This is a genomic window from Mucilaginibacter rubeus, assembly GCF_003286415.2.
Taxonomy (GTDB): domain Bacteria; phylum Bacteroidota; class Bacteroidia; order Sphingobacteriales; family Sphingobacteriaceae; genus Mucilaginibacter; species Mucilaginibacter rubeus_A.
The window spans coordinates 4,562,469-4,588,679 of record NZ_CP043450.1 but is presented as its reverse complement, the minus strand read 5'-3'; the positions used below and the strand labels follow the sequence as shown (position 1 = coordinate 4,588,679).

Sequence of the window (26,211 nt, the reverse complement as noted above, 5' to 3'; positions counted from 1 at the left end):
AGATTCAAGACAGCAAGAGTCGAGAATCAAGATAATAAGAAAAGTCAGGAAAGAGGTTAGGATTTGATTCCGGTCTCTTTTCTGGCTTTTTTATGTCGCGACTTTCATAAGCCGGCTAAAAATAAATAAGTCGGGGATTGCTTCGTGCCTCGCAATGACGTCTTTTTGAGTTATATGATTTGCAGCCATATTTAAAACAGTCCTCCCTTCTTGTCTCCTGAATCTTGCTGTCTTAAATCTCGGCCGTTATACGGCCGATGGTGCTACCCCATAAGTCTTTTTAAAAGCGAAAGAAAAATGAGAGAGATCTTTAAAACCTACGTCCATATACACATCTGATACCTTGTGTTTCTTTTCCTTGATCAGGAAGTAGGCATCTTTTAGTCGCTGGTTTTGGATCCAGCGGTTGGGTGACGTGTTAAAGATCCGTTCGAAATCACGCTTAAATGTTGCCAGGCTGCGACCGGTTAAGTAGGCGAAGCGGTTAAGATCAACATTGAAACGATAGTTTTGGGTCATAAAGGCCTCAAGGTCTATTTTGCCTGGCTCACTAAAATCAAACAGTATATTTTTTAACTCAGGATTGGTTTCCAGCAATATCATTACGGCTTCTTTAACCTTGTGCAGCGTAAGTGCCGGACTAATCTCATCGCTGGTTTTATCCATATAAGGGCTTAATGATCTGATGTAATTGTTGAACAGGTCATTAGGTTTCAGCAATAATGCGCTTTCGCCGGTATAAGGGCCATCTGCTTGTAAGTCAAGCTCGGCGCTCATACTTTGCAGGGTAGCCTGATCCATACCAATGGTAATGGTTTTAAACTCGCCGCCCTTAGGAGGATGCTTTACAAACTTTGCCAGCTCGTTCCGTTTCAGAAAACGGTAATCACCCTGTTTAAAATAATAGTTTTTACCGTTAACATAAATCTCAGAATCGCCCGAGAGGATATAGCCGAATACATGGTCGGCAATGAATTGCTCGCCGGTCCTGCTCACCTGTGAGTAACAGGAGTAAAGTATGCGTGGTGATGTTTTTGGATTTGACAAAGGCATGCTGCTCAAATTTATATAATATTTCTACATACCCCAAGGGCATGTTGTCGCGCCAGTGTTTGTGCTTGGGTATTAGATGCCGTATGTACGACAAAAATAGCGGTTGTGGGGACACGACCGCTGGAAAATGTTGATTTGCTTTGCTGAAAGTTGCCCGGAAAAACAAATAACAACCATGTCATTGCCGAAGCGTGGCAATCTCGTAGCCAATGCATGTCCGATCTGCATAGCTACGAGATTGCTTCGTCGTTCCTCCTCGCAATGACATGGCTTTTTATGTTAATATTCCCGGCAATTCCTCATCTTCCCAATACCTATAATGAGGGCACAACCGCTGGGAAATGTTGATTTGCTGATGCCCGAGAGGACACGACCATTGGCGGATATATTAGCTTTTTTGAGCGGCTATTGCCTTACCATAATCGGTATTCATAAAATCACCTGCTTCGTCATGGTCTGTTGATTTGGTAATCGGCAACCATTTCTCAAACTCTGCTTTACGTGCTTCGTCGGCAAGAGTTAGCAAGGCGGCAGCTTCACTACCCAATACCAGGTGCATTGGTGGTTCAGGATGTTCAACCAGGTCGATCATCACTTTGGCTGCCTTTTCAGGATCGCCAACCGGAACGAACTTACCGCTCGACATGTAATCCGCACGTGCATCCACAGTTTGCTCATAGCCTTCAACCTTTGGCGCATAGCTCATTGAATCGCCCGCCCAATCGGTACGGAAGCCGCCGGGCTCAACACTGGTAACCATTATGCCAAGCGGTTTTACCTCTTTATACAAAACTTCACTGAAGCCACTTAAGCCAAACTTTGCGGCCTGGTACATGCTTAAACCTGCATTGCCTATACGACCTCCAACCGAGCTGATCTGCAAAATACGGCCCGAACGCTGTTTGCGCATATAAGGCAATACCGCACGGGTTATCTCGATAGGAGCGTAAAGGTTTGTTTCGAGTTGGCTACGCACCTGCTCATCAGTAAACGCTTCAGTTGCACCAATGATACCGAAACCGGCGTTGTTTACCAATACATCAATTTTGCCAAAGTGTGCTACTGTATCGGCAACTGCTTTATGAACTGCCGGGTAATCGGTAACATCTAATTTTATAGGATAAATCTGACCGGGATATTTATCTGCCAGATCTTTTAATTGTTCAGGGTTACGTGCTGTAGCGGCAACACTATCACCTGCTGCTAAAACTGCTTCTGTAAGGTTGCGACCTAATCCACGGGCGCTGCCTGTTATAAACCATACTTTTTTCATAGTCTTTATCTTTATTTTGATAACACAAAGGTAGGCTGATAGGCAGCGCAGCGTTTTGTTAAAAAGCTCAAGTTGCTTTGTTAAAAAGGTCATGAACCATGATTAGCTTGATTGAAGAATTTCTTGATGTTCGTGTTGGAAACGCTTTTAATTCCCTCCCAAGGGAGGGGCGCGCTGGGATGTGTAGTGGCTGGGAGGGGTTTACACGCAATTAAAACAAATGGACTGGCGATAAAACCCCTCCCTACACCGTCCCAAGGGAGGGAATCGCACAAACCCTCCCATTTTTTTCGTCCAAACATTGGTTACACTTAAAGTTAGGTATCAGGAAATCCTTAAATCAGGTAAATCAGGGTTATTAAAAGAAGCTGCTCATCTTATCCATATATTCCTCAATAGGCATGGTGCCGCGCATGTTCATGAGCATGTTACCCATATTGCCTATTACCGTGCGGAACTTGTTGCTTTTGCCGGTGGCAAGATCATCTATGGCGTTAACAATCTCCATGGGGTCGTCCAGCTGTGATTCATCCCTTGAGCCCATCAGGTTTTGAAGCTTGTTGGTAAGCGCGTCGTAAGCCGTTATATCCGGATTTTGATTCCAAACAACGCTTTCAACAAAGTTATTGCCTTTTGAACCGCCCTGTTCTATCAGCCTCAAATGGATGTTAAGCGGTTTCAGTTCGTAATAAAGCCCTTCGGTAAGGCCTTCAAGTGCAAATTTCGACATGTTGTACAATGAGCCAAGTGGCACAGCAGTCGTGATCCCCATAAATGAACTGATGTTAATGAACGTACCACCACCATTTTGCCTGAAGTGAGGCAAAAACGCGCGGATAATGTTGATTGGTCCACGGGTATTTACGGCGAATTGCCAGTCGATATCTTCCTCCTTAGCCAGCTCCAGTGCACCATAAGTGCCCATGCCGGCATTGTTCACCACAATATCAATTTTACCGAAAGCGGTAACGGCTTGTTCGGTAGCGGTTTTTACCTGCTCCAAATTGGTTACATCCAGTTTAAATATTTTGATGTTAGGGTATTGAGTTAGCTCGGTTTCCTTTTCAGGAGTGCGCATGGTAGCGGCTACGTTCCAGCCCTGGTTTGCAAAATGTTTAGCGGTTAATTTGCCCAGCCCGCTGCTGGTTCCGGTTATAAAAACTGTTTTTGACATGGTATTTTACTTTTTTTATGCAAAAGTATAATGGAATTGGTATAATTTTGTAACCAGTTACACGGAGTATACCAGTATGGAAGCGGGAATAACGTCACACCAACGTAATCATGCCGATGAGCGGCAGGCATTACAAGACACCATGTATGTTATTGGCGGTAAATGGACACTGCCAATCATCAATTCTATTTGCAACGGAAACAAGCGTTTCAGGGAAATTGAGCGGAGTATCCCTGGTATCACCACGCGCATGCTATCGCGCGAGCTAAAGACCATGGAAATGAACAAGCTCGTTAAACGTACCGTAACCCCAACGTCGCCGGTTTTAATCGAGTATGAATCTACAGAGTATTGCCGCAGTTTTGGTAATATCATTTTGGAGATGATAAAATGGGGCAAAGAGCACCGGGAGATGTTACGCAATACCGATAAGCAGTAATTGGCGATTTTATTACAAATTGTAACAGTTAAGTTATCTTTAACAGTCATCTGTAATAAAAACCTATTTTCACCGGGTAATGAAACATCTCATCCAATTAACCTGCAAAGGCCTTTTCTTTTTGGCTTTTATATTTTTAATTACACCCGTATCGGCACAAAAAAAGCAATTGCCTAATATCATTTTTGTACTGGCCGATGATATGGGATACTCCGATTTAAGCTGTTATGGCAATCCGGTAATCCGTACGCCGTTTTTAGATAAGATGGCGCAAAAAGGGGTGAGGGCGACAAATTACGTGGTAAGCAGTCCAACCTGTACGCCATCACGTGCTTCATTACTTACCGGGCGTTATGCCTCAAGGATGAATTTGCCTTACCCTATCGGGCCGGGCTCCTCATTGGGTATTCCGGATCAGGAAGTTACCATTGCTGAAATGCTGAAGCAGGTAGGTTATAAAACAGCCATGATTGGCAAGTGGCACCTCGGTGACCATGCAGCCTATAACCATCCGATGGCCCAGGGTTTTGATTCATATTATGGCTTGCTGTATAGCCATGATTACCGCTCGCCTTATGTAAAAACAGACACAACAATTAAAGTATTTCGTAATCATAAGCCGGAGATCTTGAAACCGGCAGATTCATCGCTGATTGAGTTGTACCAACGCGAAGCTATTCGCTATATAAAATCACAGAAAAAGGGTGATAAGCCATTTTTCTTATACCTCGCTCATAACATGCCGCATTTACCGGTAGCATTTGCATCATCTGCAAAAAATAAAAACCGAAGCGATGGAGGACATTTGGGAGATGTGGTTGAGCAACTGGACGAAAGCCTTGGCCAGGTTTGGGCCGAGCTTGAAAAACAGGGTTTGGCCGATAATACCATATTTATGTTTTCGAGCGATAATGGCCCGTGGATAGATTTTCCGGATCGCATGCTGGGCGATAGCGCCACCAGGCACTGGGATGCAGGTACGGCGGGAGTTTTTCGCGGTAGCAAAGGATTAACATACGAGGGCGGTGTCCGTGAGCCGTTCATTGTATACTGGAAAAACCATACCCCGGTTGGCGCAAGTATAACCAGCATGATGAGTAATTTGGATGTGCTGCCTACGCTTGCCAAATGGACAGGCGCTCCAATGCCGAAAGGCCGTACACTGGATGGACAGTCGATAGCCGATGTGTTAACAGGCCAGGCACCTAAGCATCCCGAACACCGGCCTATTTACTACTATAATAACAGCGTTTGTGAAGCTGTTCGCTTGGGCGATTGGAAGTATCGTGAAGTAAAGGCCAACAATAATGTTGGTGGTGTGGCAGGTTCACCGCTACCCGCAAAAACCGAGTTGTTTAACCTGGCCTACGATCCCAGTGAACGTACCAACGTAATCAAAGATTACCCTGAAATTGCCAGGAAACTAAAAGCTCTTTTTGATCAGTATCCGGGGATGAAAGAAAATTAAGAAAGATAAAGAGTCGTATACTTAATAGCATGTTATTATGTAATGATACTTGCTATTAAGTATACCTTGATTTTGGTAGTATAAACCTTCGATCCTTATTAATGCCGGCCAACAGATTGCCTGCCACCTTCCTTATCCATAGGTGAAGAATTTACAATGCCTGTATCTCATACAGGGCCTCCGGTATTCATCAATAATTCCATATTGCCGCTGTGTTTTACCTCAACATGGCACAACTCCATTTTTAAAAGTTGACAGGACTGACATTTTAGTGAAAAATCCTGCCACCCGGCAGTAAAAATCTAATAGTATCGTAAAAAATAGCTTCTTTTGAATTTGCCTTTTCACAACCTGTAGCTATTGTTGTTAACCATTAAGCGTTGACATACCCCTGCAAGCAGAAACAGAAATTTATATGGAAAGTATAAACGAGATTTTTGATTTGGAATGTTTCTTTCACCTGTCGCCCGATTGGTTGTGCGTGGCCGGGTTCGACGGGTATTTTAAAAAGATTAACCCTGCCGTTTCAAAAACCTTAGGCTACACCGAAAGTGAACTGTTTGCAAAACCTATTGATTCGTTTGTTTTTGTTGATGACAGGAGCATTACTGCCGCCAAACGGGAGAGCATCATTAAGAATAATCCGCTTTATGATTTTGAAAACAGGTATGTAACCAAAAGCGGGGAAATTGTCTGGCTCTCCTGGACATCGATGCCGGTGCAAAATCAGCAATTGGTTTTCGCCATCGCCAGGAATATTACTGATAAGAAGAAGCTGGAAGAGTTTAGCAGGACGTCTGTAATATTTAATAACAGGGAGGAGAGAAAATCAGCTTCACTTCAAAATAGTGATGCAATAAATGGGGGGAATGGTTCTGCCTTTTTTGCTAATTTAAAACCAATCAGCGAGCTTTCTATCGCCGATCAGTTATGGCTTTATGAGCTTGAAACATTGGTAAGGAAATATATTGGTAAAGTTGATTTGAGCATTGTATTGCTGAGCAGCGAAATGGGTTTAAGCGAAAGGCAGCTGCACCGCCGCATAAAAAATACCACAGGTATTACACCCAATAATTACATTCGCAGAATCCGTTTACATATGTCTATGGAAGCTATAAACAGTGGTAAATACCGTACTGTTGCCGAAATATCTTATGTTGCCGGCTTTGAAACACCTGCATATTTCAGAAAGCTGTTTAAAGAGTTCTACGGTCGCGATGTAGCCGAACTACTGCAATAATTTAAAAACTGTGCAGTAGTTATTATTTAACCCTTTTCATGGGGAATGGTATGGCTTTTTGCCTACCCTTCCGTATGCCTGATATTTCGGCTACTAATGAGTCCTTACTGATTTGCGTATAAGTTATTTTTTGCGGAAAGTCGTGCTCCGGATTTTCAAAAACGAGGTGTTTGCTATCTGACGAGGTGAGGGTAAAGGTTACAGCTTTGCCATCGTTTTGATTTTTTACCGTTGGGATATAATAGAGTTTACCGGAATGCTGTTCTAAACTGATATGTTCGGATGATACGGTGTCTGTGCCTGCTAACGAATAACTCCGGCCAAGAAAAGTGGAATCATTTAGTTTTTTCCAGGTTTCGATATCCAGTGTTTTTTCCGATTGGTTTTTCCAACTGCCGATAAGCCATTTAGCTTGCGCGATAGGCGTAGTTTTTTTCTGCCCGAAAGCACTATGTGAAAACGCTATGCAGGCTATAACAAATAGCTGTAATTTGGAATGACGAAGCAGGTTCATTGGGTTTGTGACTAAGTGATGGAAGGTACAATTTAAAATGAAGATATCAAAGATGAGCCCGTGTATTGGGTTTGGCTTTTGTCCTCAAAACTAAGATTTGATTGTCGCAAATGCCCCTGATGTTTGTCGCTTACATAGCCCTGCTTTACTGTTTATTCTCAGGATATTTGATATAAACCAATAGCTATATCATGGAAAACGCAGCAAGCAACAATAACGAACGTATCACGATAAAAGAAAGCCAAAAGATCCTTGATGTTAAATGCGCCATGCTCAATGGTTCAACCCTTGAACAGGTGATGATGAACAATGCAAGTTTTAAGGATGTATGCATTACCGGGCTTAAGATTGAAGATGCCAACCTGAGCGATCTGGAAATAAAATACGCGCAACTCGGCGGAGCTTACATTCACGATATAGGTATGCCGCCCGAAGGGCACCCGGCTTATGACCCAAACGCGAAGCAACGCCCACTTAAATTTGAAAACTGCGATTTGCAGGGCAGTACCATAACTGATTGTAACCTGAGTAATGTCAGCATCTCTGATTGTAACCTGAGCGGCATGAAAATTAATGGTATCGAAGTTACTGACCTGCTGAAAGCATATCAACAGAAATAGACATTACTATAAATAAAAAGCCCTGCTAAGTTTTTAAACTTAACAGGGCTTTTTATTGAGCTTAGCTTTGCGCTTCATGCGTTCAGCTCTTAATTACTGCTTGTCCACACGTTATCCTTTTTATTACTATCAGGATCATAAGTGGTACCCAATACTATTTTCTTAACCGCTTTTTTTGCGGTGAAGTTGACAGTTGTTGATTTATTGCCGTTTGCCCAAACAGCTATGCTTTTATGTACCAGTTCGGTAGTGCCGTCGGCATAGTTAAGGGTTAAGTTAACCGGGATAGGTTTGCTGCCAACTTTGGTAATGGTAGCGGTGTATTTTAAACCGGTGTTGGTCACTTTGCTTAGGGCCAGATCGGTTACGCCATTATCAAAAAACCAGGCTTTCCAAAACCAGTTAAGGTTCATGCCCGAGCCGGTGTTCATACAGTTAAAAAAGTCATAAGGCATGGGGTGTTTGCCGTGCCATTGTGCTATATAGTAATGCAGGGCTTTGGTGAACAATTCGTCGCCAAGCATATCCTTTACATATAAATAACCCAGGCCAGGTTTCGGATAGCTATCGGTAAAGCTGGCTGTTCCGGTAAGCATAGGGGTGAGGGTCATTACAGGAACATCAACTTCATGGCCGGCGCTTTGCTCAACAGCAGCTACGCCATATGGGTCAACAATTGAAGGATCTATCTCCGGGCTCACCAGCCATTCGCCAATGGTTGCCCAGCCTTCATCCATCCATCCGTATTTGGTTTCGTTAATACCCATATAAAAAGGGAACATGGTATGGAAAATTTCATGATCGGTAAGTTCAATGGCGTCGGCTTTGTCTTCAAGCGGATTATCATTTACCATCATTGGGTATTCCATCTGATCCAGGCCATCAAAAACAGTTTCGTGCTGATATGGATAAGGCCATTTCGGGAATTTGTAGCTCATCACTTCAACCGTTTTACGGGCGTAGTCAACTACCGCGTAATAATCTTTGTGTTTTTCATTAAACACGGCATCTACTCGGGTACGTCTGCCGGTTTTAGGATCAACTACCAGGCTCGATGCTTTCCATAAATAATGATTGCTGGTGGCAAAAACAAAATCGGTAACATCATCGGCCTCAAACTTCCAGGTGTTGGTTGTATTGTTTTTAGTGATGTTGCCTGCTTTGATATCTTGTTCAGTAATAATATCGGTTACCTTATCACTTGCGCCGGCATCGGTAATACGTTTAACAATGCGGCTGTCGTAAACATCATCGGCGTTTTTCAGATCTCCGGTTGCCCAAACTTTGTAATCGCCCGGAACGGTGACTTCGGCGCTGAAATGGCAAAAATCGTTGTAAAACTCTTGCGGACCTGTATATGGATAGTCGTTCCATCCATCAATATCATCATATACTGCTATTCTCGGGAAAAAATAAGCGATAAAGAACGCGCCGGTATCAACCTGGCCGGTACGGATATGCGAGCCTTTGTTTAAAGTATATGCATAACTGATATCAAAATGCACTTTTTGTTTGGGAGCGATAGGTGTAACCTTCTGCGTCATGTTTGTGCCGTTGATACGACGGGTTTTGGCGCTATCTGGCGTTTTATTATCAATAGTAAGGCTTTTGATCTGCACGCCATCGGTTAAGTCCTCGGCCGAAACCGGCATTTGGCGTACCACTCCTTTTTTATACAGATTAGGATACAGTTTAAATTGTACCCGTTTTAAAGTATCAGGACTATTATTGATATAATCGATGCCAACGGTACCGCTCACCAGCCGGGTTTTAGGATCGAAATTTACCTTAATCTTATAGTCGGCAGTGTTTTGCCAGTAGTTTTTACCGGGAGCGCCGGTTGCGGTCCGTGTGCCTTTGGTATAGGTTTTTTGCAGGTTTACGGCTATGGGTAAAGTTTGTTGAGCCGATACAATGCTTGCGCCAAATAGTAAAATAAATGGCAATAATTTTTTTATACTGATCATTTATGCAGATGTATATAAGTTATATTTGAGGTAAATATAATAAACCGTTACTGAACCTGGTAGGCGATAATTTTGTATCACCGGTGTGTTACAGAATAATTCAGTACGGTTTTGAGGAATTTACCATTTATAAATAATATCCATGACTGCCGAAAAAATGATCATCGTAACCGGTAAGCAATACCTTCAGCTAAAACAAAATTTAGAGAGCAGCGAAGGGCTTACCTATAATATAGGCACCGATAAGCACCCGGAAGTAGTTAAGATCACGAACATTTATATGGATACTGATCCCGACTTTACCCGTAATCCGCGCCAGTTTGCCAGCATGCACGAGGATTTGAATGTGCAGGTGAAACTGGAGTATGTAGTTGAGTAAACCGCAGATATTCAACGCTACAATGTTACGCCTGTTTTATTTGTATGCACCGTTAGGTGCTACCTGTTTGTAGGATATACACAAAAAAAAATGCGCCGTAGGTGCTACCCGGTATACTATATGTAAATGGGTAACGCCTACGGCGCAAATTTTTATTACTTGTTTTGCTACAAATGAGTATTCCCTGCGGGGAATCAGAACTTTTTAGCAAGAACTATTTACCATCCCCCCTTAAATCCCTCAGTAAGGGCATTCTGATAATTTTCCATATCAAACGAATACAGGTAGGGCGCCTTATGCGCGCCTCCTTTACGCGGTTCTTCAGAACGGTTGAGAATACCGAAGCCCAGTATCCTTCGCTGAAAATTACGCCTGTCCAGTTTTTTACCTAAAATAGTTTCATACAGCTTTTGCAACTCGGGCATGGTAAATTCCCGCGGCATCAGGTTATAGCCTATAGGCTGATAGTTGAGCTGAAGGCGCAGGGCATCTAAAGCACTTTTATAGATCTTTTCGTGATCGAGCTGCATTTCGGGCATATCGTCCAGATCGCGCCAGGCGCAAAGCTCCGAAAATTGGTCGGGGTGAGGCGTAACGTCAAAAAAATCAACCAGCGCATAATAGCCTATTGAAATAAAACGGCCCGAAAACCAATTTTCTTCTTTAGGCAGCATACCGACGTACATATCATTGTGAAACTTTGAACGGTCTGGGTCGCCAAATACACGGAATTGCTGCAGGAATATTTTATCCAGACCCGTACGTTCCTGCAAGATCCTTACAGCGGCATTATCTATATGTTCTTCCTTAAGCACGAAGCCACCAGGCAGGTACCATTTTTCTTCGTCGTTGGTTTTTAATAGCAGCACTTTCATTTGCCCTTCGTGAAATCCAAATACAACACAATCAATAGAAATGTGGTTCACGTAGTTTTTACGGGCGTCCTCGCTATACTCAATAAGTTGCTGTTTACTTAACATTTGTGCTATTGTACAAATAAAGTTTGATTTTTTAATTATAATATTTACAATTGTGTACTTAATACACTATGAAAAATGCCATAGTATGCCATTTTAAAAAACGTCGAAAATATTTGCAGGCGCAATGAAATGCCCTGATTATTAATCATATTTGTTAACCAATTATCTACTACCCACATAATTTAAAAAATGAAAAAGTATTTTTCAAGGCAGCTTGTTATAGCTGCGATGCCGTTTTGCGTGGCATTGATGCCCCTTAACAAGGTATGGGCACAATCCCAATCCGAAGACGCGAAAATGAACGCCTACGTTAAAGGCCTGATGAGTAAAATGACCCTTGATGAAAAAATAGGGCAGCTTAACCTGGTAACCATTGGGGCAGCAACAACAGGATCGGTAGTAAATAAAGGTGTTGAAGAAAGCATTAAAAAAGGATCGATAGGTGGCGTATTTGGTGTGTGGGGCACAGCGCAAACCCGCCAGATCCAGGATATAGCCGTTAAAAACTCAAGATTACATATTCCGCTTATTTTTGGTTTGGATGTAATTCATGGTCACCGTACCATTTTCCCTATCCCTTTGGGTATGTCAGCAACCTGGGATATGGCTTTGATCAAACAATCGGCACAAATTGCAGCTAAGGAAGCTACCGGCGAAGGTTTGAACTGGGTGTTTTCGCCAATGGTTGATATTGCCCGCGACCCACGCTGGGGCCGTATCTCTGAAGGTTCGGGTGAAGACCCCTGGTATGGCTCGCAGGTTGCTAAGGCAATGGTGCAGGGTTACCAGGGCTCAAACATGAAAGATGCGGATGCTGTGATGGCCTGCGTTAAACACTTTGCACTGTATGGCGGCGCGGAAGCCGGTCGTGAGTACAATACTGTTGATATGAGCCGCATTAAAATGTACCAGGATTATCTGCCTCCTTATAAAGCAGCGGTAGATGCCGGCGCAGGAAGCTTTATGAGCTCATTCAATACTGTTGATGGTGTACCTGCAACAGGTAATCAATGGTTACTAACCGATTTGTTAAGGAAACAGTGGGGCTTTAAAGGCTTTGTAGTGTCCGACTACACCGCCGTTAACGAAATGACCGCCCATGGTCTTGGCGATTTGCAAACCGTATCGGCCCTTGCGCTTAAAGCAGGCCTTGATATGGATATGGTGGGAGAGGGCTTTGTAAAAACCTTAAAAAACTCGCTTACCCAAAAGAAAATAACCCAGCAAGACATTGATCTGGCTTGCCAGCGTGTATTAGAGGCAAAGTATAAATTAGGTTTGTTTGCTAACCCATACAAATCAATGGATGCTGACAAGGAAGCTAAAGAAGAATTATCTTCGGCCAATCGTGCTGCCGCAAGGGAAATTACCAAACATTCCTTTGTTTTATTAAAGAACGATAATCAAACCCTGCCGCTTAAAAAAGGTGGAAGTATCGCGTTGGTAGGCCCATTGGCCGATAACCACCGCGATATGCTGGGTACCTGGGTTATTGCCGGTGAGTGGCAAAAATCGGTAAGTGTAATGGAAGGCATCAAAAATGTTGTGGGTAACAATGTTGCCATTAACTATGCTAAAGGCGCTAACATTACTGAGGATAGCCTGTTCATTAAAAGATTGAACTTTGGTCCGGGTATGGTGTCTTTGGATGCCAAACCTGCCGATGAATTGTTAAAAGAAGCGGTTGACGCTGCAAAAAAATCAGATGTGATAGTTGCCGTAGTTGGCGAATCACAAAGTATGTCTGGCGAGTCATCAAGCCGTTCGGATATTGATATTCCTGAAAGCCAGAAAAATATGCTGAAAGAGCTTTCAAAACTTGGTAAACCGATGGTAATTGTATTATTTAATGGCCGTCCGCTTACTTTAACCTGGGAAGATAAACATGCCAACGCCATACTTGATGTTTGGGCGCCGGGAACCGAAGCAGGCAATGCGATTGCCGATGCATTGTTCGGCGATTATAATCCGGCAGGTAAACTTACTGCTACCTTCCCGCGCAGCGTAGGGCAGATACCTATTTACTATAACCACAAAAACACCGGCAGGCCATACAGTGGTGGTCCGTCAAAATTCAAGTCAAATTATCTTGATATTTCAAATGATCCGCTATACCCGTTTGGTTACGGTTTAAGTTATACCACTTTTGGTTATAGCGCAGTTAACGTAAGCAAAAACAAGTTAAAAGGTAATGAAACTTTAACCGCGACTGTTACGGTGACCAATACCGGTAAATATGCTGGTGAGGAAGTAGTACAATTATATATAAGCGACCCTGTGGCAAGCATCAGCCGCTCGGTAAAAGAGCTTAAAGGTTATCAAAAAATAAACCTTCAGCCAGGCGAGTCAAAACAGGTGAGTTTTTCAATTACACCAGAGCAATTGAAGTTCTATAACAGCCAGCTTAAATACGATTGGGAATCAGGCGAATTTATTGTACAAATAGGAACAAGTTCGGCCGATACGAAAAGCGCATCAGTTTGGTGGACTAAATAATGCCATTTTTAGTGTAATACATTTTTAGCACTTTGTTAAAAATAGCAAAGGTATTTTTTGATAAAGAAAAATATCCAGACAGCCCCGGTAAATAAATTTTACCGGGGCTGTTTTACTTTTGAGAAAATGTGTAAAATGCTGTCCTAATGATGTGAAATCGATTGCAATAAATGTTGTTTGAACATTTATTGATAGAAAAGTATAGGTTGTGTAAATGTATATTTAACATTTATTATTGATGCTTTGATAATAAATGTTGGCATGACAGTATTTGCATGGTATGATGATATTTTAACACTTTGATAAATTATGCCAACTATGCCTCTTACATTAAAATCAGATTAAAATTTTGAAAAGCAGGGGCCGGTTTTACCAATATCTATTGCTTCGATAACTTTTGGAGAACTGTTAAGGAATAATAGCAACATTTTTACAATGCGATATTTTTAAAAAAAATATTATTTTGTTAATGAAGTGTTAATGAAATGTTTGCAGTTTGTGATTTTAGCGGTTAAATTGATCTATAAATAATTAATTTGTAAATCTGCTTTTTTTACTTGTGTATACAGTACACACTAATTACATTAGTTCCATAGCCAATATAAATTTCTGTTTTAGCAGAAAGCGTTCAAAATCTAATATTATTATAACATTTTAACTTTGATGTTGCTTCAGCAGCGGGAGCACAGAAAAGAAGGTAACACGGATAAAAAGTTTAAAATTTATACGAGAGAAGATCATATGATAAAACCTTTACATTTTTTACTTTCCGGCATTTCATCTTCAATCAATCTGTTTAACAGGGCCCATCTCACAACAGCCCCGTTCAAACCGGTTGCCCGCAAGTGTGCAATTTTTCATTTTAAAACATAGCCACTCCAATTATCGACCAAAAAGCTTAAATCAAATATATTAATCAACTAAATCTCAATCTCATGTTTAAAAGTTTACTCCTAAAAGGAAGGTACTTGGGTTTGCTGCTATGCTGCCTGGTATCTTCATTGGTAGTTACAGCACAAACAAAGTACAAAGGTAAAGTTATCGGCTCCGACGATAAGTTACCTATCGTTGGCGCATCTGTACGCGTCAAAGGTACGAGCACTGGTACTGTAACTGACGTTAATGGTGATTTCACCTTAACACTGAGCCCGGGCAATACCCTGGTAGTTAGTTATATCGGTTACCAAAGCACCGAAGTTAAAGTAGGTACCGATTTAAACCTGCGTGTTACATTACAATCGGGCAGCAGTACACTTAACGAAGTTGTGGTAACTGGTTACACCGCTCAGCGTAAAAAAGATATCACCGGTTCGGTATCGGTGGTTAACGTTGCAACAATGAAATCAGTACCTGCATCAAACACTGCCAGCTTACTTCAAGGTACAGCAGCGGGTGTTACGGTAGTAAACTCTGGTAACCCGGGTGCTAATACTACTGTAAACGTTCGTGGTGTGGGCTCTATTTTCAGCACTGCACCACTTGTGGTGATCGACGGTGTTCAGGGATCGTTAAACGACGTAAACCCTAACGATATCGAATCGATCCAGGTATTGAAAGACGGTCAGGCATCAATTTACGGTGTACGTGGTTCAAACGGTGTTGTTGTTGTTACAACTAAAAAAGGCAAAAGCGGCGCTGCAACTATCTCTTACGACGCTTATTACGGTACTCAAAGGCCATTAAAAGATGGTTTCAAACTTGCGGATACCAAAACTTATGTTGAGGCTATTTACGAATCATATAAAAACAGCCCTAACGCTGATGGTAGCAGCCCTTTAGCCGGTGGTAACCCACAATATGATCCAGGAAAAACCGGTACCTGGACAATTCCAGATTATATTACGCCAGCTGGTGGTAAGGAAGGTGATCCAAAAACCAACCCATCAACTTATTTGTTAAATCCCTTCACTACCGACAATCAAATCACCCGTGCCAATAAACAAGGTACCGACTGGTTTCATGAAGTGTTTAAACCAGCTCCAATACAAAGCCATAATATTACTGCAAGCGGTGGTAGCGATAAGTCTACTTACTTGATGTCTATTAGCTACCTTAATCAACAAGGTACTTTAATTGACACTTACTTTAAAAGGTATGCAGCCAGGATAAACACCAATTTTGCTGTTGGCCCGCACATTCGCGTAGGTGAAAATGCTTACATCTTCTACAAAAGAAGCCCTAACCTTAGCAATAACCAAAACGAAGGTAACGCTATATCATACATTTATCGTGAACCACCTATTATCCCGGTTTATGATATCATGGGCAACTTTGCCGGTACCCGTTCAGGTAGCTTAGGTAACTCAAGCAACCCGGTTGCCGTTCAGGAACGTACAAAAAACAACAGGAACAATAACTGGGATATAACCGGTAACGTTTATGCTGAAGCTGATTTCCTGAAACACTTCACCATCCGTACCCAGTTTGGTGGTGCAGTTGATAACTATTATTACTATTACTTTACCGTACCTGCATACGAAAACTCTGAAGGTAACACTTCAACTAATGGTTTTACCGAAGTTGCAGGCTACAATAGCCAATATACCTGGACTAACACTTTAAACTACAAACAACAGTTTGGTAAACACAATATTAGTTTATTAGCTGGTTCTGAGGCTATTACTACTTATAGACGTGGTATCCGCGCAGGTGGTGGTAACTATAATATCTCGTTTGACCCTAACTATGTAACCGTAGCTAACGGTGCTAACCCACCAAGTAACGGTGTTGATCAGCTTTTTGATTCTGGCCTGCTTTCATATTTCGCAAAATTGGATTACCAGTTTGACGAAAAATATATCATAGGTGCAACAGTACGTCGTGATGGTTCATCATACTTCTCTCCTGGTCACCAATGGGGTACCTTCCCTGCGGTAACTGCTGGTTGGAGGATCTCGAAAGAAGCGTTCCTGAAAGATGTAAGCTGGCTTAATGACATGAAGATTCGTGCAAGTTATGGTAGCTTAGGTTCACTTGCAGGTGTTGAAACCCGCTTAAGCAATGCTTATAGCTTATACGCTCAATCAAACGGCAATGCCAACTATGATATTACCGGTACAGGTAACTCAACCGTTACTGGTTTATATCGTATACAACAAGGTAACTTAGCAACTACATGGGAAACTGATAAAATCAAGAACATCGGTTTTGATGCAACTTTGCTTAACAATAAGTTGGATTTCACTTTCGAGTATTTCCAGAAATCAGTTACCGGTTTATTATTCCAATCAGGCGACCCTGCAATTGCACTTGCTCCGGCTGCTGTTTCAAACTTACCATATGTTAACGGTGGTAATATTAAAAATAAAGGTTTTGAGATTGTTACCAGCTATCACGGCAATGTGGGCAGCGATTGGAAATATGATCTAAGCTTAAACGTGAGCCACTACTCAAACATGGTTACCAATTTGAATGGCCTTAAATACCAGGATCGTAATAGCGGTGGTTCAACCCGTTTACAAAACTTTGTAAGGTTACAGCCAGGCCAGCCAGTAGGTGAGTTTTATGGATATAAAGTTATCGGTTTGTACCGTGATGCTGCTGATATCGCTGCTTCACCAACCGATGTTAACGCAAGACCAGGTTTGTTTAAATATGCCGACGTAAATGGCGATGGAAAGATCACTTCTGATGACAAAACATTCATCGGTAACCCTAACCCTAAATTTACAGGCGGTTTTACATTTAACCTTAGCTACAAAAACTTTGATCTGAATGCGTTTGTTTACGGTTCATTCGGTGGCAAGATTTTCAATTACATTAAATACTGGACTTACTTCCCACAAGTATTTACCGGTAACGTAAGTGCTGATATATTAGGTCCTAAAGTTTGGAAACCAGGTGCTGATAACAGCCAGGCAACTATCCCGGTATTAACCCGTACTGCTAACGCAGATAACACCGGTGATCCAAACTCATGGTATGTTGAAAGCGGTACCTATGTTAGGTTAAAATCATTAACATTGGGTTATACTGTACCTAATTCACAAATCAAAGCTTTGGGTATTAAGAGACTAAGATTTTATTTGTTAGCTAACAACTTATTCACCATTACTAAATACAGCGGTTTAGATCCTGAGCTTCAGCCTTCAACCTTGACAGATAATACCAGCTTCGGTATCGACTTTGGTAACTATCCTGCCGGTCAGAAGATATACAACATTGGTGTTAACGCCTCTTTTTAATGTGTGACAAATTTTTAATATAAAAGTTATGAAAAAAATTCAAATGAAACTGATCATACCAATAGTGTTACTGTTGGTGTGCCTGGTGTATGCGTGCCGCAAGGATATGCTTAACAGGCCGATACTTCAGAGCTTAAGCCCGAATATTGTGGCCAATAAAACAGGTGTTGAAAGTTTATTGATTGGTACATATTCTTTGCTTGACGGTGTGGGTGGTAACGGTGGCGGTATTGATGCTGCCGGTTCAAACTGGCTGTTTGGTAGCGTTGCCGCAGGCGATGCTTACAAAGGTTCAGAACCATCAGACGGTGGTAATGACGCTTTACCTGTTGGTAACTTTACCTATTCTACTTCTAACGTTTACATCAAATCAAAATATCAGCTTTGCTTTAACGGTGTAAGCCGTGCTAATGACGTTTTACGTACACTTCCTTTAGCAAAAGATATCGGTGCCGATGACGTTAAAAGGATTACAGGTGAGGCTCGTTTCTTAAGAGGCTATTACTACATGGAGCTTAAGAAAATGTACAACATGATTCCTTATATCGATGAAACACAAGCCGATGCTAACCAGCCTAACGATAAGGACATCTGGCCTAATATCGAAGCTGATTTACAGGCAGGTATTGATAATATCCCTGCTACTCAATCACAAAAAGGCCGTGCTAATAAATGGATTGCTATAGCTTACATGGCAAAAGCCAAAATGTTCCAGCACAAATTTGCAGATGCCAAAGCGTTATATGACAACCTGATTCCTAACGGTACAAAACCAAGCGGCGATCATTTTGCATTGAACGATAACATGCAGAAAAACTTTAGCCCTCAGGCAGGTCAGAAAAACAGTGTTGAATCAGTTTTTGCTGCTCAGGCTTCTGTTAACGATAACTCGGGTGGTAATAACGGTAATACGGGTGATGAGTTGAACTTCCCTTACAACAGCGGCCCTGGTGCATGCTGCGGTTGGTTTAACCCTTCACAATCATTAGGTAACTCTTTTAAAACCGACGCTAATGGTTTACCATTGTTTACTTCATACAACACTGGTAAAAAAGTAAGTGGTAAAACTGATCCATATACTGGTACAGTAGATCCACGTATTGACATCACTATGGGCCGGCCTAATGTACCATACCTTGACTGGGGTAATCCTCCTGCAAGCTGGATCCGTGACCCTACGGATGGTGTTTTCAACCCACGTAAAAATGTTTACTCATCTGCCGAAAAAGGCACTAACTCAAGTACTGAAAACTATTGGGCTGCTAACGAGGTTACCTCAAACAACGTAAACTTAATGCGTTGGAGCGATGTGCTTTTAATGGCTGCTGAAGCTGAGGTTGAAGTTGGAAGTACCGATAAGGCACTACAATACGTTAACCTGGTACGTGCCCGTGCTGCAAATCCGGTTTGGTGGGTTTACTTAAATTCTCCTTACGATCCGTCAAAATCTGAGTATACAGTAAAAACCACTCCTGCTGATAATTATTTGGTTAAACCTTATCCTGCAGGCGCGTTTTCTGATAAAACTTATGCCCGTACGGCTATCCATTTTGAGCGTAAGCTTGAACTGGCTATGGAAGGACAGCGTTTCTTCGACTTACAACGTTGGGATCAGGGTACAGGCAGCATGGCTGATGAGATCAATGCTTTCTTTGCATATGATATTAACACTAACTCACAGCTTAACGGTGCCCACTTTACTAAAGGTAAAAACGAATATTACGCAATACCTCAAAGTGAAATTGACCTTTCTGGTTCAACCGGTGCATCAAAACTGAAACAAAATCCTGGTTATTAATTAACCATTGATTTTAAAATATTTAACTTTAGGTGGAGATATTTATCTCCACCTTTTTTTATAGTTTACTAACCAAATAATGAAGTACACCTTTCCCCTTGTTTGCCTGGTTGCCGTTTTATTTAGTGCATGTAAAAAAGCTACACTTTTTGAACAGATCCCTTCCTCGCACTCTGGTATTACCTTCAATAATAAAATTGTTGAAAACGATGCCATTAATCCCTTAACCAAGCTTAACTTGTATAATGGCGGTGGAGTAGGGATAGGCGATTTCAATAATGATGGTTTGCAGGATATTTACTTTGTGGCCAATACTACATCAAACAAGCTATACCTCAACAAAGGAGACATGAAATTTGATGATGTAACCACGGCGGCAGGTGTTGGCGGCAGCGGCGGATGGGGCAGGGGAGTGGCCGTTGTTGATATTAATAACGACGGACTCATGGATATTTATGTGTGTTATACCTTGCTTGATGATTCGGTTAAGCGCACTAACCTGCTTTATGTAAACCAGGGTATAGGTAAGGATGGTATACCGCATTTTAAAGAAATGGCTAAGGAATACGGGCTTAATGTAAAGCTACACTCCACTATGGCATCGTTTTTTGATTATGATAATGATGGCGACCTGGATATGTACCTTACCGTTAATGAGGCTGTAGCGGGTGATAATCAAAGCACTTTCAGGCCAATAATTACTAATGGAACCCACCGCAGTACGGGGCAACTTTTCCGTTGCGACTGGGATCCGGTGCTAAAGCATCCCGTTTATACCAATGTATCAAAACAGGCGGGTATAGGCACCGAAGGATATGGCCATGCGGCTACCATTGTTGATATTAACCGCGATGGATGGAAAGACATTTACGTAACCAACGATTTTTTAACAGATAACATTTTATACATCAATAACGGTAACGGTACCTTTACCGATAAGGTACAGGAGTATTTTAAACACACTGCATTCAGCTCGATGGGGCAGGATATTGAGGATGTGAATAATGATGGCCTTGCCGATGTTTTTGAGGTTGACATGAACCCCGAGGATAACTACCGGAAAAAGATGTTCATGCCACCAAATAACTACCAGATATTTCAAAATTTTGATAGGTATAAATACCAGTATCAATATACCCGTAATACGCTGCAATTAAATAATGGTCCGCGAGTTGGAGGCAATGATTCCATTGGTGATCCCTCATTTAGTGATGTGGCTTTTTTAAGTGGTGTAGGCCAGACAGACTGGAGCTGGGGCCCTATGATAACTGATTTTGATAATGACGGCTATCGCGATATTGTGATAACCAATGGTTACCCGCGCGATGTAACCGATCATGATTTTATAACCTTTAGGCAGATGGCCTATTCTGTAGCGTCAACCCAGCAAGTGCTTGACCAGATTCCGGTTGTGAAAATACCTAATTACGCGTTCCGCAATACCAATGGTGTACAATTTGAGGATGTAACCAAAAGTTGGGGACTGAGCGTTCCGTCGTTTTCAAACGGTTGTGCTTATGCCGATCTGGATAATGATGGCACCATGGATATGGTGATTAACAATATTAACGACGAAGCATTCATCTACAAAAATACTTCCCGTAAAAACGCGCTAAACAATAGCAATTACTTTCATATACAATTTCATGGCCGCGCTAAAAATCTGAACGGCCTTGGTGCCTTTGCCGATATCTATTATGATCATGGCAAACATCAGTATTATGAAAATACACCATATCGCGGCTATTTATCAACCATCCAGAATATTGCCCATTTTGGCTTAGGTAACGTTTCCAGGCTCGATTCGGTGGTGATTCGCTGGGATAACGGTAAAAAGCAGGTGCTTACCAATGTTAAAACCAATCAAACAATCCAGGTTAAAATTGCCGATGCAAAGCTTGAGTATAGTAACAAGCAACTGGCTATAGATAATGTTGCGTTATTTAAAGACGTCACCAAATCGGCAGGGATAACTTATAAACATAACGATCAGGACTATATCGACTTTAACGTTCAGAAGCTGCTTCCGCATAAACTATCTGAATATACGCCGGCTGTAGCGGTTGGCGATGTGGATGGCAATGGTTTTGATGATATGGTTGTAGGAGGTACAACCAAATATCCTGCTCAGTTATTGTTGCAGCAAGCCAGCGGTAAGTTTATTCAGCGCGATCTGGTACCTCAGCCTAATACTATTGCACCTGTTGGTAACCCTAATGATATGGCGCATATGATATCGCCGGTGCGGATTAAGGACGAAGGCATGTTGCTTTTTGATGCCGATGGCGATGGCGACCTTGATTTGTATGTAGCCAGCGGCGGCTATGAAAGCGAACCGGGCTCATCAAATTACCAGGACAGACTTTATGTTAATGACGGAAAAGGTAATTTTAAATTACAGCCGGATGCATTACCTAAAAATCTGACCAGCAAATTGTGTGTAAAAGCAGCAGATATAAACCGCGACGGTAAAATGGACTTGTTTGTATCAGGTCGCGTTGATCCATGGAATTATCCTAAGCCGGTATCAAGCTTTATTTTGCGTAATGATAGTAAAAACGGTGTTGTTAAATTCACGGACGTATCTGCGTCGGTAGCTAAAGAATTAAATAACATCGGCCTGGTTTGTGACGCCACTTTTACCGATTTTAATAACGATGGCTGGCCCGATCTGATCCTTACAGGCGAGTGGATGCCGATCACTTTCCTTAAAAATGATCATGGCGTTTACAAAAATGTAACGCAAAGTACTGGTGTTGAAAATAAGCTTGGCTGGTGGAATACTATTGCCGCCGGCGATTTTGACCACGATGGTGATACCGACTATATTGTAGGTAACACGGGTTTAAATACTTTTTATAAAGCAAGCGATCAGTACCCGATTTATATCACAGCCAAAGATTTTGACAACAACGGTAGCTATGATGCTTTCCCGTCTGTTTTTCTGAAAGATCAGGAAGGTAAACTACAGGAATTCCCGGCTTTTGGTCGTGATGATATTGTTAAGCAGATGATCAGCATGCGTATCAAGTTCCAAAACTACCGATCATTTGCAACCGCTACAATGGATTCGGTAATAACACCCAAAATGCGCGAAGGAGCAATTCGTTTAAAAGTGAATTATTTGCAGTCGGTTTATTTACGTAATGATGGAGCTGGGAAATTCACCGCCATTCCGCTACCTGTTGAAGCACAGATGTCTGAGTTATGCGGAATTACCGTTGATGATTTTGATGGGGACGGCAATCTTGACGTTGCACTAAACGGTAATGACTACGGTACCGAAGTGGCAACCGGCCGTTACGATGCATTTAACGGTTTGCTACTTAAAGGCGATGGCAAAGGAGGCTTTAAACCACTCAGCATTATGCAAAGCGGTATTTATATTCCTGGTAATGGTAAGGCATTGGTTAAGCTTAAGGGAGCCAGGGGCAATTACCTGCTGGCCGCTACCCAAAACCGTGACGCCATGAAACTATTTGAGTTGAAAAGGCCGGTTAAAACATACAGTCTGCAGCCGCTTGACGCGTTTGCTACTGTAAAATACAAGAATGGTAAAACCGCCAGACAGGAATTTTATAATGGCAATTCTTTCTTGTCGCAGTCGGGCAGATTTATTAATATTGATGATAACATGGCTTCGGTAACCATAACCGACAGCTATGGCCATCAACGAAATATTCCAATTAATTAAACTATTATAAATGAGAATCTTGAGGATATTCATAGCCGCTGCAAGTTGTGCCCTTATTTTAGGTTGCGGAGGTAAGGCTAAAAAGATACCACTGATTAAGGATGAAGACGTTATTCATAACAACGTTGATCAGCTTACGCAGGTTATTATATATGATGTTTTTACCCCTCCGGTAGCCAGTCGTATTTATGGATATGCTACACTTGCTGCCTATGAGGCGCTTCGTTACGAAAAGCCTGAATATAATTCTATCACTGCACAGCTTAAGGCTTTTGGCCAGCCGCCACAGCCTCAGCAAGGAGTAAAGTATAATTATACACTTGCCGCTACAAACGCTTTTTTTACGGTGGCGCATAAGGTTACATTTTCGATAGATTCATTGAAAAAATACGAGGCCAAGGTTTACGCCATGTATAAAGATAATCTTGATGACTCAACCTATGCCCGTTCCATGGCGTTTGGCGAAAAGATTGGTAAGTATATATTAAAAAGGGCATCGGTTGATAATTATCCTCAAACCCGTGGCAAACCCAGGTTTTTAGGTAACGATAATCCCGGTAACTGGCATCCAACACCACCCGATTACCTGGACGGAGTTGAGTTTTGCTGGGGTACTATGCACACTTTCGCGGTTGATACTTCAACTATGTTCCCGTTGCCGCCTCCTCCTGCTTTTAGTGAAAGCAAGGATAGTCAGTATTTCAAACAAACCATGGAGGTGTATAACCAAAGCAAAAACATCACCCCGGAGCAAAAAACGATTGCTAAGTTTTGGGACGATAACCCTTTTGTTATTGAGCACAACGGGCACATGATGTTTGCTAATAAAAAGATCACCCCAGGCGGTCACTGGATTGGTATAACCGCCATTGCCTGCAAGCAAACCCATGCCGATGTGGTAAAGACCGCGCAGGCTTACGCGCTTACATCAATAGCCTTGTATGATGCTTTTATTTGCGGCTGGCAGGTTAAATACGAAACTAACTACATAAGGCCGGTAACCATCATCAACGATAAAATTGACCACGACTGGCTGCCTATGCTGCAAACCCCTCCGTTCCCTGAATATCCAAGCGGGCATAGTGACATCAGCGGCGCTTCGGCAGTAGTGCTTACGCATTTATTTGGCGATAACTTTGCCTACCAGGATACCAGCGATCTGCGCTATATTGGGATGCAGCGCCACTTTGATTCTTTCTTGAAAGCTGCCGATGAAACTTCTGTTAGCAGGTTTTATGGAGGTATCCACTTCCGTAACAGTGTTGACCAGGGCGCTGTGCAAGGCCGTCAGGTGGGTGAGTATATCTGGAAAAAACTGAAACTAAAAAAATAGCGGCTTAACCATCTTATGACTATTAAAAAAAGCACGTTAACCATATCATCCCTGTTATCATTTTCTGCAATAATTGCCGGTTTGGCACTTTTTAATAGCTGTAAGCATAAGCAGGCTTACCAACCATATAAACTTACCGGCGATGTTATAGTTGATGGTAAAAACCTGGTACAGTTAAAATGCACCCGTTGTCATTCGTTGGTACCTGTTGATGCATTGCCAAAAGATGTTTGGCTTAATCATACGTTGGTTAACATGGCGCCGTCGCTGCATATTTCAACTTATGGTGGCTCGTCTTATTTTAAAAATGATCCGCTTGATACTGCAGGAGCTACCATTGCCGAGTGGACTGCTATTTTAGATTATTATAAAAAGGCAGCTCCTGACACAGTGCTTCCTGCTAAAAAGCCCATTCCGCTGATGAATGATTGGGCGGGTTTCACACTTAAAAAGCCTGCACCGGTAAGTTATACAAGCTTCACTACCATGGTAGCCACCAATCCGGCTACGCATAAATTGTACAGTGCCGACGCGGTTGATGAAAAACTGAATATCTGGGATAGCAATTTAAAAATGGATTCTATTGCCAAACTTCCATCGGCAGCCGTTGATGTAACTTTTGGCAAGGATAGCTTGGGACATAATGTGGGCTTTTTCTCCTGCATAGGCCGTATGGCGCCAATTGATTTTCCAAATGGCAAGGTAGTGAAGGTTAATCTGGATGCCAAAGTGGTTAATAACGATCAAACTTATATCGCGTCAGATCTGCCACGTCCGGTTGGCACTGCAGTCGGCGATTTTAATAAGGATGGATTGCAGGATATTGTAGTTTGCGGTCAGGGTAAGTTTAAAGGCGGGGTTTACCTGCTTAAGCAAAATAAGGATCATACTTATGATCAGCAGACCATTTATGACAAGCCGGGTGCCGCACAGGCTTTAGCCGGCGATTTTAATAATGATGGCTGGACGGATGTTATGCTCCTGACAGGGAGTGGCGATGAAGGCCTTTGGCTTTTATTAAATGACAAAAACGGAGGTTTTACTACCCGCAACCTGCTGCATTTTCCACCTGTATACGGTTCAAGCAGTTTTCAGCTGGTTGATATGGATCATGACGGTAAACTCGACCTGGTATTAACATGTGGCTATAATTATCGCGATTCGCGGATTTTGAAACCTTACCATGGCTTATATATTTTCACCAATACCGGCAATTGGAATTTTAAACAGCGCTGGTTTTACCCGATAAACGGTTGTACCAAAGCAATAGCTGCCGATTTTGATGGCGATGGTGATATCGATATTGCTACTATAGCCTTCTTTGCAGACATGAAGAACACACCTGCCGAGGAATTTATTTATTTTGAACAAAGCAAGCCGTTTGATTTTAAACCGCACGCCCCGCCAATTAGTCAATACGGCCACTGGATGTGCATGGAAATGACAGATCTGAATAATGATGGCCAACCCGACCTTGTTTTAGGTAACTATGCTGATGGCTTTATGTTTCAGGATGGCTTTAAGCCTAATTGGGACAAGCACCTGCCGCTGGTAGTACTTGAAAATCACACCAAAAAGTAACGCTATATCCAAATTGAA

17 protein-coding genes are annotated in these 26,211 nt (G+C 42.2%); 11 read left to right on the top strand and 6 right to left on the bottom strand.

Annotation, left to right across the window (positions count from 1 at the left end; genetic code table 11):
• Window positions 1–246: 246 nt before the first annotated feature.
• The 3 genes from DEO27_RS17950 to DEO27_RS17940 form a co-directional block, all read right to left on the bottom strand.
• Complete coding sequence (locus DEO27_RS17950) at window positions 247–1,053, bottom strand: helix-turn-helix domain-containing protein (protein ID WP_112567375.1); 807 nt, start codon at window positions 1,051–1,053, stop codon at window positions 247–249.
• Window positions 1,054–1,441: 388 nt separating this feature from the next.
• Window positions 1,442–2,326 carry an oxidoreductase gene (locus tag DEO27_RS17945; protein WP_112568117.1) on the bottom strand — a complete coding sequence of 295 codons (885 nt, stop codon included), beginning with the start codon at window positions 2,324–2,326 and terminating at the stop codon, window positions 1,442–1,444.
• A gap of 358 nt (window positions 2,327–2,684) precedes the next feature.
• Window positions 2,685–3,500, bottom strand: coding sequence for an SDR family oxidoreductase (locus DEO27_RS17940; protein WP_112567381.1), 816 nt, complete (start codon window positions 3,498–3,500; stop codon window positions 2,685–2,687).
• Between the two features lie 76 nt (window positions 3,501–3,576).
• On the opposite strand from DEO27_RS17940, the gene DEO27_RS17935 reads away from it, so the two are divergent.
• From DEO27_RS17935 to DEO27_RS17925, 3 genes are all read left to right on the top strand, one after another.
• Complete coding sequence (locus DEO27_RS17935; protein WP_112567384.1) at window positions 3,577–3,939, top strand: winged helix-turn-helix transcriptional regulator; 363 nt, start codon at window positions 3,577–3,579, stop codon at window positions 3,937–3,939.
• A 79-nt stretch (window positions 3,940–4,018) separates the two neighbouring features.
• Window positions 4,019–5,407 carry a sulfatase gene (locus DEO27_RS17930; RefSeq protein WP_112567387.1) on the top strand — a complete coding sequence of 463 codons (1,389 nt, stop codon included), beginning with the start codon at window positions 4,019–4,021 and terminating at the stop codon, window positions 5,405–5,407.
• Between the two features lie 415 nt (window positions 5,408–5,822).
• Entirely contained in the window at window positions 5,823–6,647 is an 825-nt protein-coding gene (locus DEO27_RS17925; RefSeq protein ID WP_112567390.1) for a helix-turn-helix domain-containing protein, read from the top strand.
• Window positions 6,648–6,669: 22 nt separating this feature from the next.
• Here the strand turns inward: DEO27_RS17925 and DEO27_RS17920 are convergent, their stop codons facing one another.
• Window positions 6,670–7,161, bottom strand: a complete 492-nt coding sequence (locus DEO27_RS17920; RefSeq protein WP_112567393.1) for a DUF6265 family protein — start codon at window positions 7,159–7,161, stop codon at window positions 6,670–6,672.
• A gap of 191 nt (window positions 7,162–7,352) precedes the next feature.
• Between DEO27_RS17920 and DEO27_RS17915 the strand changes: the two genes are divergently transcribed.
• Entirely contained in the window at window positions 7,353–7,781 is a 429-nt protein-coding gene (locus DEO27_RS17915; protein ID WP_112567396.1) for a pentapeptide repeat-containing protein, read from the top strand.
• An 89-nt stretch (window positions 7,782–7,870) separates the two neighbouring features.
• Here the strand turns inward: DEO27_RS17915 and DEO27_RS17910 are convergent, their stop codons facing one another.
• Complete coding sequence (locus DEO27_RS17910; protein WP_112567399.1) at window positions 7,871–9,748, bottom strand: M1 family metallopeptidase; 1,878 nt, start codon at window positions 9,746–9,748, stop codon at window positions 7,871–7,873.
• Window positions 9,749–9,890: 142 nt separating this feature from the next.
• Between DEO27_RS17910 and DEO27_RS17905 the strand changes: the two genes are divergently transcribed.
• The gene (locus DEO27_RS17905) at window positions 9,891–10,127 is read left to right on the top strand and encodes a hypothetical protein (RefSeq protein ID WP_112567402.1); all 237 of its coding nucleotides are present in this window, start codon (window positions 9,891–9,893) and stop codon (window positions 10,125–10,127) included.
• 218 nt (window positions 10,128–10,345) lie between these two features.
• On the opposite strand, the gene DEO27_RS17900 is transcribed toward DEO27_RS17905, so the two are convergent.
• Complete coding sequence (locus tag DEO27_RS17900) at window positions 10,346–11,107, bottom strand: NUDIX hydrolase (RefSeq protein ID WP_112567405.1); 762 nt, start codon at window positions 11,105–11,107, stop codon at window positions 10,346–10,348.
• A 189-nt stretch (window positions 11,108–11,296) separates the two neighbouring features.
• On the opposite strand from DEO27_RS17900, the gene bglX reads away from it, so the two are divergent.
• From bglX to DEO27_RS17870, 6 genes are all read left to right on the top strand, one after another.
• Entirely contained in the window at window positions 11,297–13,603 is a 2,307-nt protein-coding gene (gene bglX, locus DEO27_RS17895; protein ID WP_112567408.1) for a beta-glucosidase BglX, read from the top strand.
• A gap of 935 nt (window positions 13,604–14,538) precedes the next feature.
• A complete protein-coding gene (locus DEO27_RS17890) occupies window positions 14,539–17,787 on the top strand; it encodes a SusC/RagA family TonB-linked outer membrane protein (protein WP_112567414.1) in 3,249 nt (1,082 codons plus the stop codon).
• 28 nt (window positions 17,788–17,815) lie between these two features.
• Entirely contained in the window at window positions 17,816–19,585 is a 1,770-nt protein-coding gene (locus tag DEO27_RS17885) for a RagB/SusD family nutrient uptake outer membrane protein (RefSeq protein ID WP_112567417.1), read from the top strand.
• Between the two features lie 79 nt (window positions 19,586–19,664).
• Window positions 19,665–23,279: a VCBS repeat-containing protein gene (locus tag DEO27_RS17880; RefSeq protein WP_112567420.1), complete on the top strand. Its 3,615-nt coding sequence runs from the start codon at window positions 19,665–19,667 to the stop codon at window positions 23,277–23,279.
• Between the two features lie 10 nt (window positions 23,280–23,289).
• Window positions 23,290–24,612 carry a vanadium-dependent haloperoxidase gene (locus DEO27_RS17875; RefSeq protein ID WP_112567423.1) on the top strand — a complete coding sequence of 441 codons (1,323 nt, stop codon included), beginning with the start codon at window positions 23,290–23,292 and terminating at the stop codon, window positions 24,610–24,612.
• 15 nt (window positions 24,613–24,627) lie between these two features.
• A complete protein-coding gene (locus DEO27_RS17870) occupies window positions 24,628–26,193 on the top strand; it encodes an FG-GAP repeat domain-containing protein (RefSeq protein WP_112567426.1) in 1,566 nt (521 codons plus the stop codon).
• Window positions 26,194–26,211 lie beyond the last annotated feature (18 nt).

Bases quoted from the DNA above. Each gene is read 5' to 3' on its own strand.
- DEO27_RS17950 (WP_112567375.1), bottom strand. From the start codon at position 1,053: ATGCCTTTGTCAAATCCAAAAACATCACCACGCATACTTTACTCCTGT.
- DEO27_RS17945 (WP_112568117.1), bottom strand. From the start codon at position 2,326: ATGAAAAAAGTATGGTTTATAACAGGCAGCGCCCGTGGATTAGGTCGC.
- DEO27_RS17880 (WP_112567420.1), top strand. From the start codon at position 19,665: ATGAAGTACACCTTTCCCCTTGTTTGCCTGGTTGCCGTTTTATTTAGT.
- DEO27_RS17930 (WP_112567387.1), top strand. From the start codon at position 4,019: ATGAAACATCTCATCCAATTAACCTGCAAAGGCCTTTTCTTTTTGGCT.
- DEO27_RS17900 (WP_112567405.1), bottom strand. From the start codon at position 11,107: ATGTTAAGTAAACAGCAACTTATTGAGTATAGCGAGGACGCCCGTAAA.
- DEO27_RS17935 (WP_112567384.1), top strand. From the start codon at position 3,577: ATGGAAGCGGGAATAACGTCACACCAACGTAATCATGCCGATGAGCGG.
- DEO27_RS17875 (WP_112567423.1), top strand. From the start codon at position 23,290: ATGAGAATCTTGAGGATATTCATAGCCGCTGCAAGTTGTGCCCTTATT.
- DEO27_RS17870 (WP_112567426.1), top strand. From the start codon at position 24,628: ATGACTATTAAAAAAAGCACGTTAACCATATCATCCCTGTTATCATTT.
- DEO27_RS17890 (WP_112567414.1), top strand. From the start codon at position 14,539: ATGTTTAAAAGTTTACTCCTAAAAGGAAGGTACTTGGGTTTGCTGCTA.
- DEO27_RS17925 (WP_112567390.1), top strand. From the start codon at position 5,823: ATGGAAAGTATAAACGAGATTTTTGATTTGGAATGTTTCTTTCACCTG.
- DEO27_RS17940 (WP_112567381.1), bottom strand. From the start codon at position 3,500: ATGTCAAAAACAGTTTTTATAACCGGAACCAGCAGCGGGCTGGGCAAA.
- DEO27_RS17885 (WP_112567417.1), top strand. From the start codon at position 17,816: ATGAAAAAAATTCAAATGAAACTGATCATACCAATAGTGTTACTGTTG.
- DEO27_RS17915 (WP_112567396.1), top strand. From the start codon at position 7,353: ATGGAAAACGCAGCAAGCAACAATAACGAACGTATCACGATAAAAGAA.
- bglX (WP_112567408.1), top strand. From the start codon at position 11,297: ATGAAAAAGTATTTTTCAAGGCAGCTTGTTATAGCTGCGATGCCGTTT.
- DEO27_RS17905 (WP_112567402.1), top strand. From the start codon at position 9,891: ATGACTGCCGAAAAAATGATCATCGTAACCGGTAAGCAATACCTTCAG.
- DEO27_RS17910 (WP_112567399.1), bottom strand. From the start codon at position 9,748: ATGATCAGTATAAAAAAATTATTGCCATTTATTTTACTATTTGGCGCA.
- DEO27_RS17920 (WP_112567393.1), bottom strand. From the start codon at position 7,161: ATGAACCTGCTTCGTCATTCCAAATTACAGCTATTTGTTATAGCCTGC.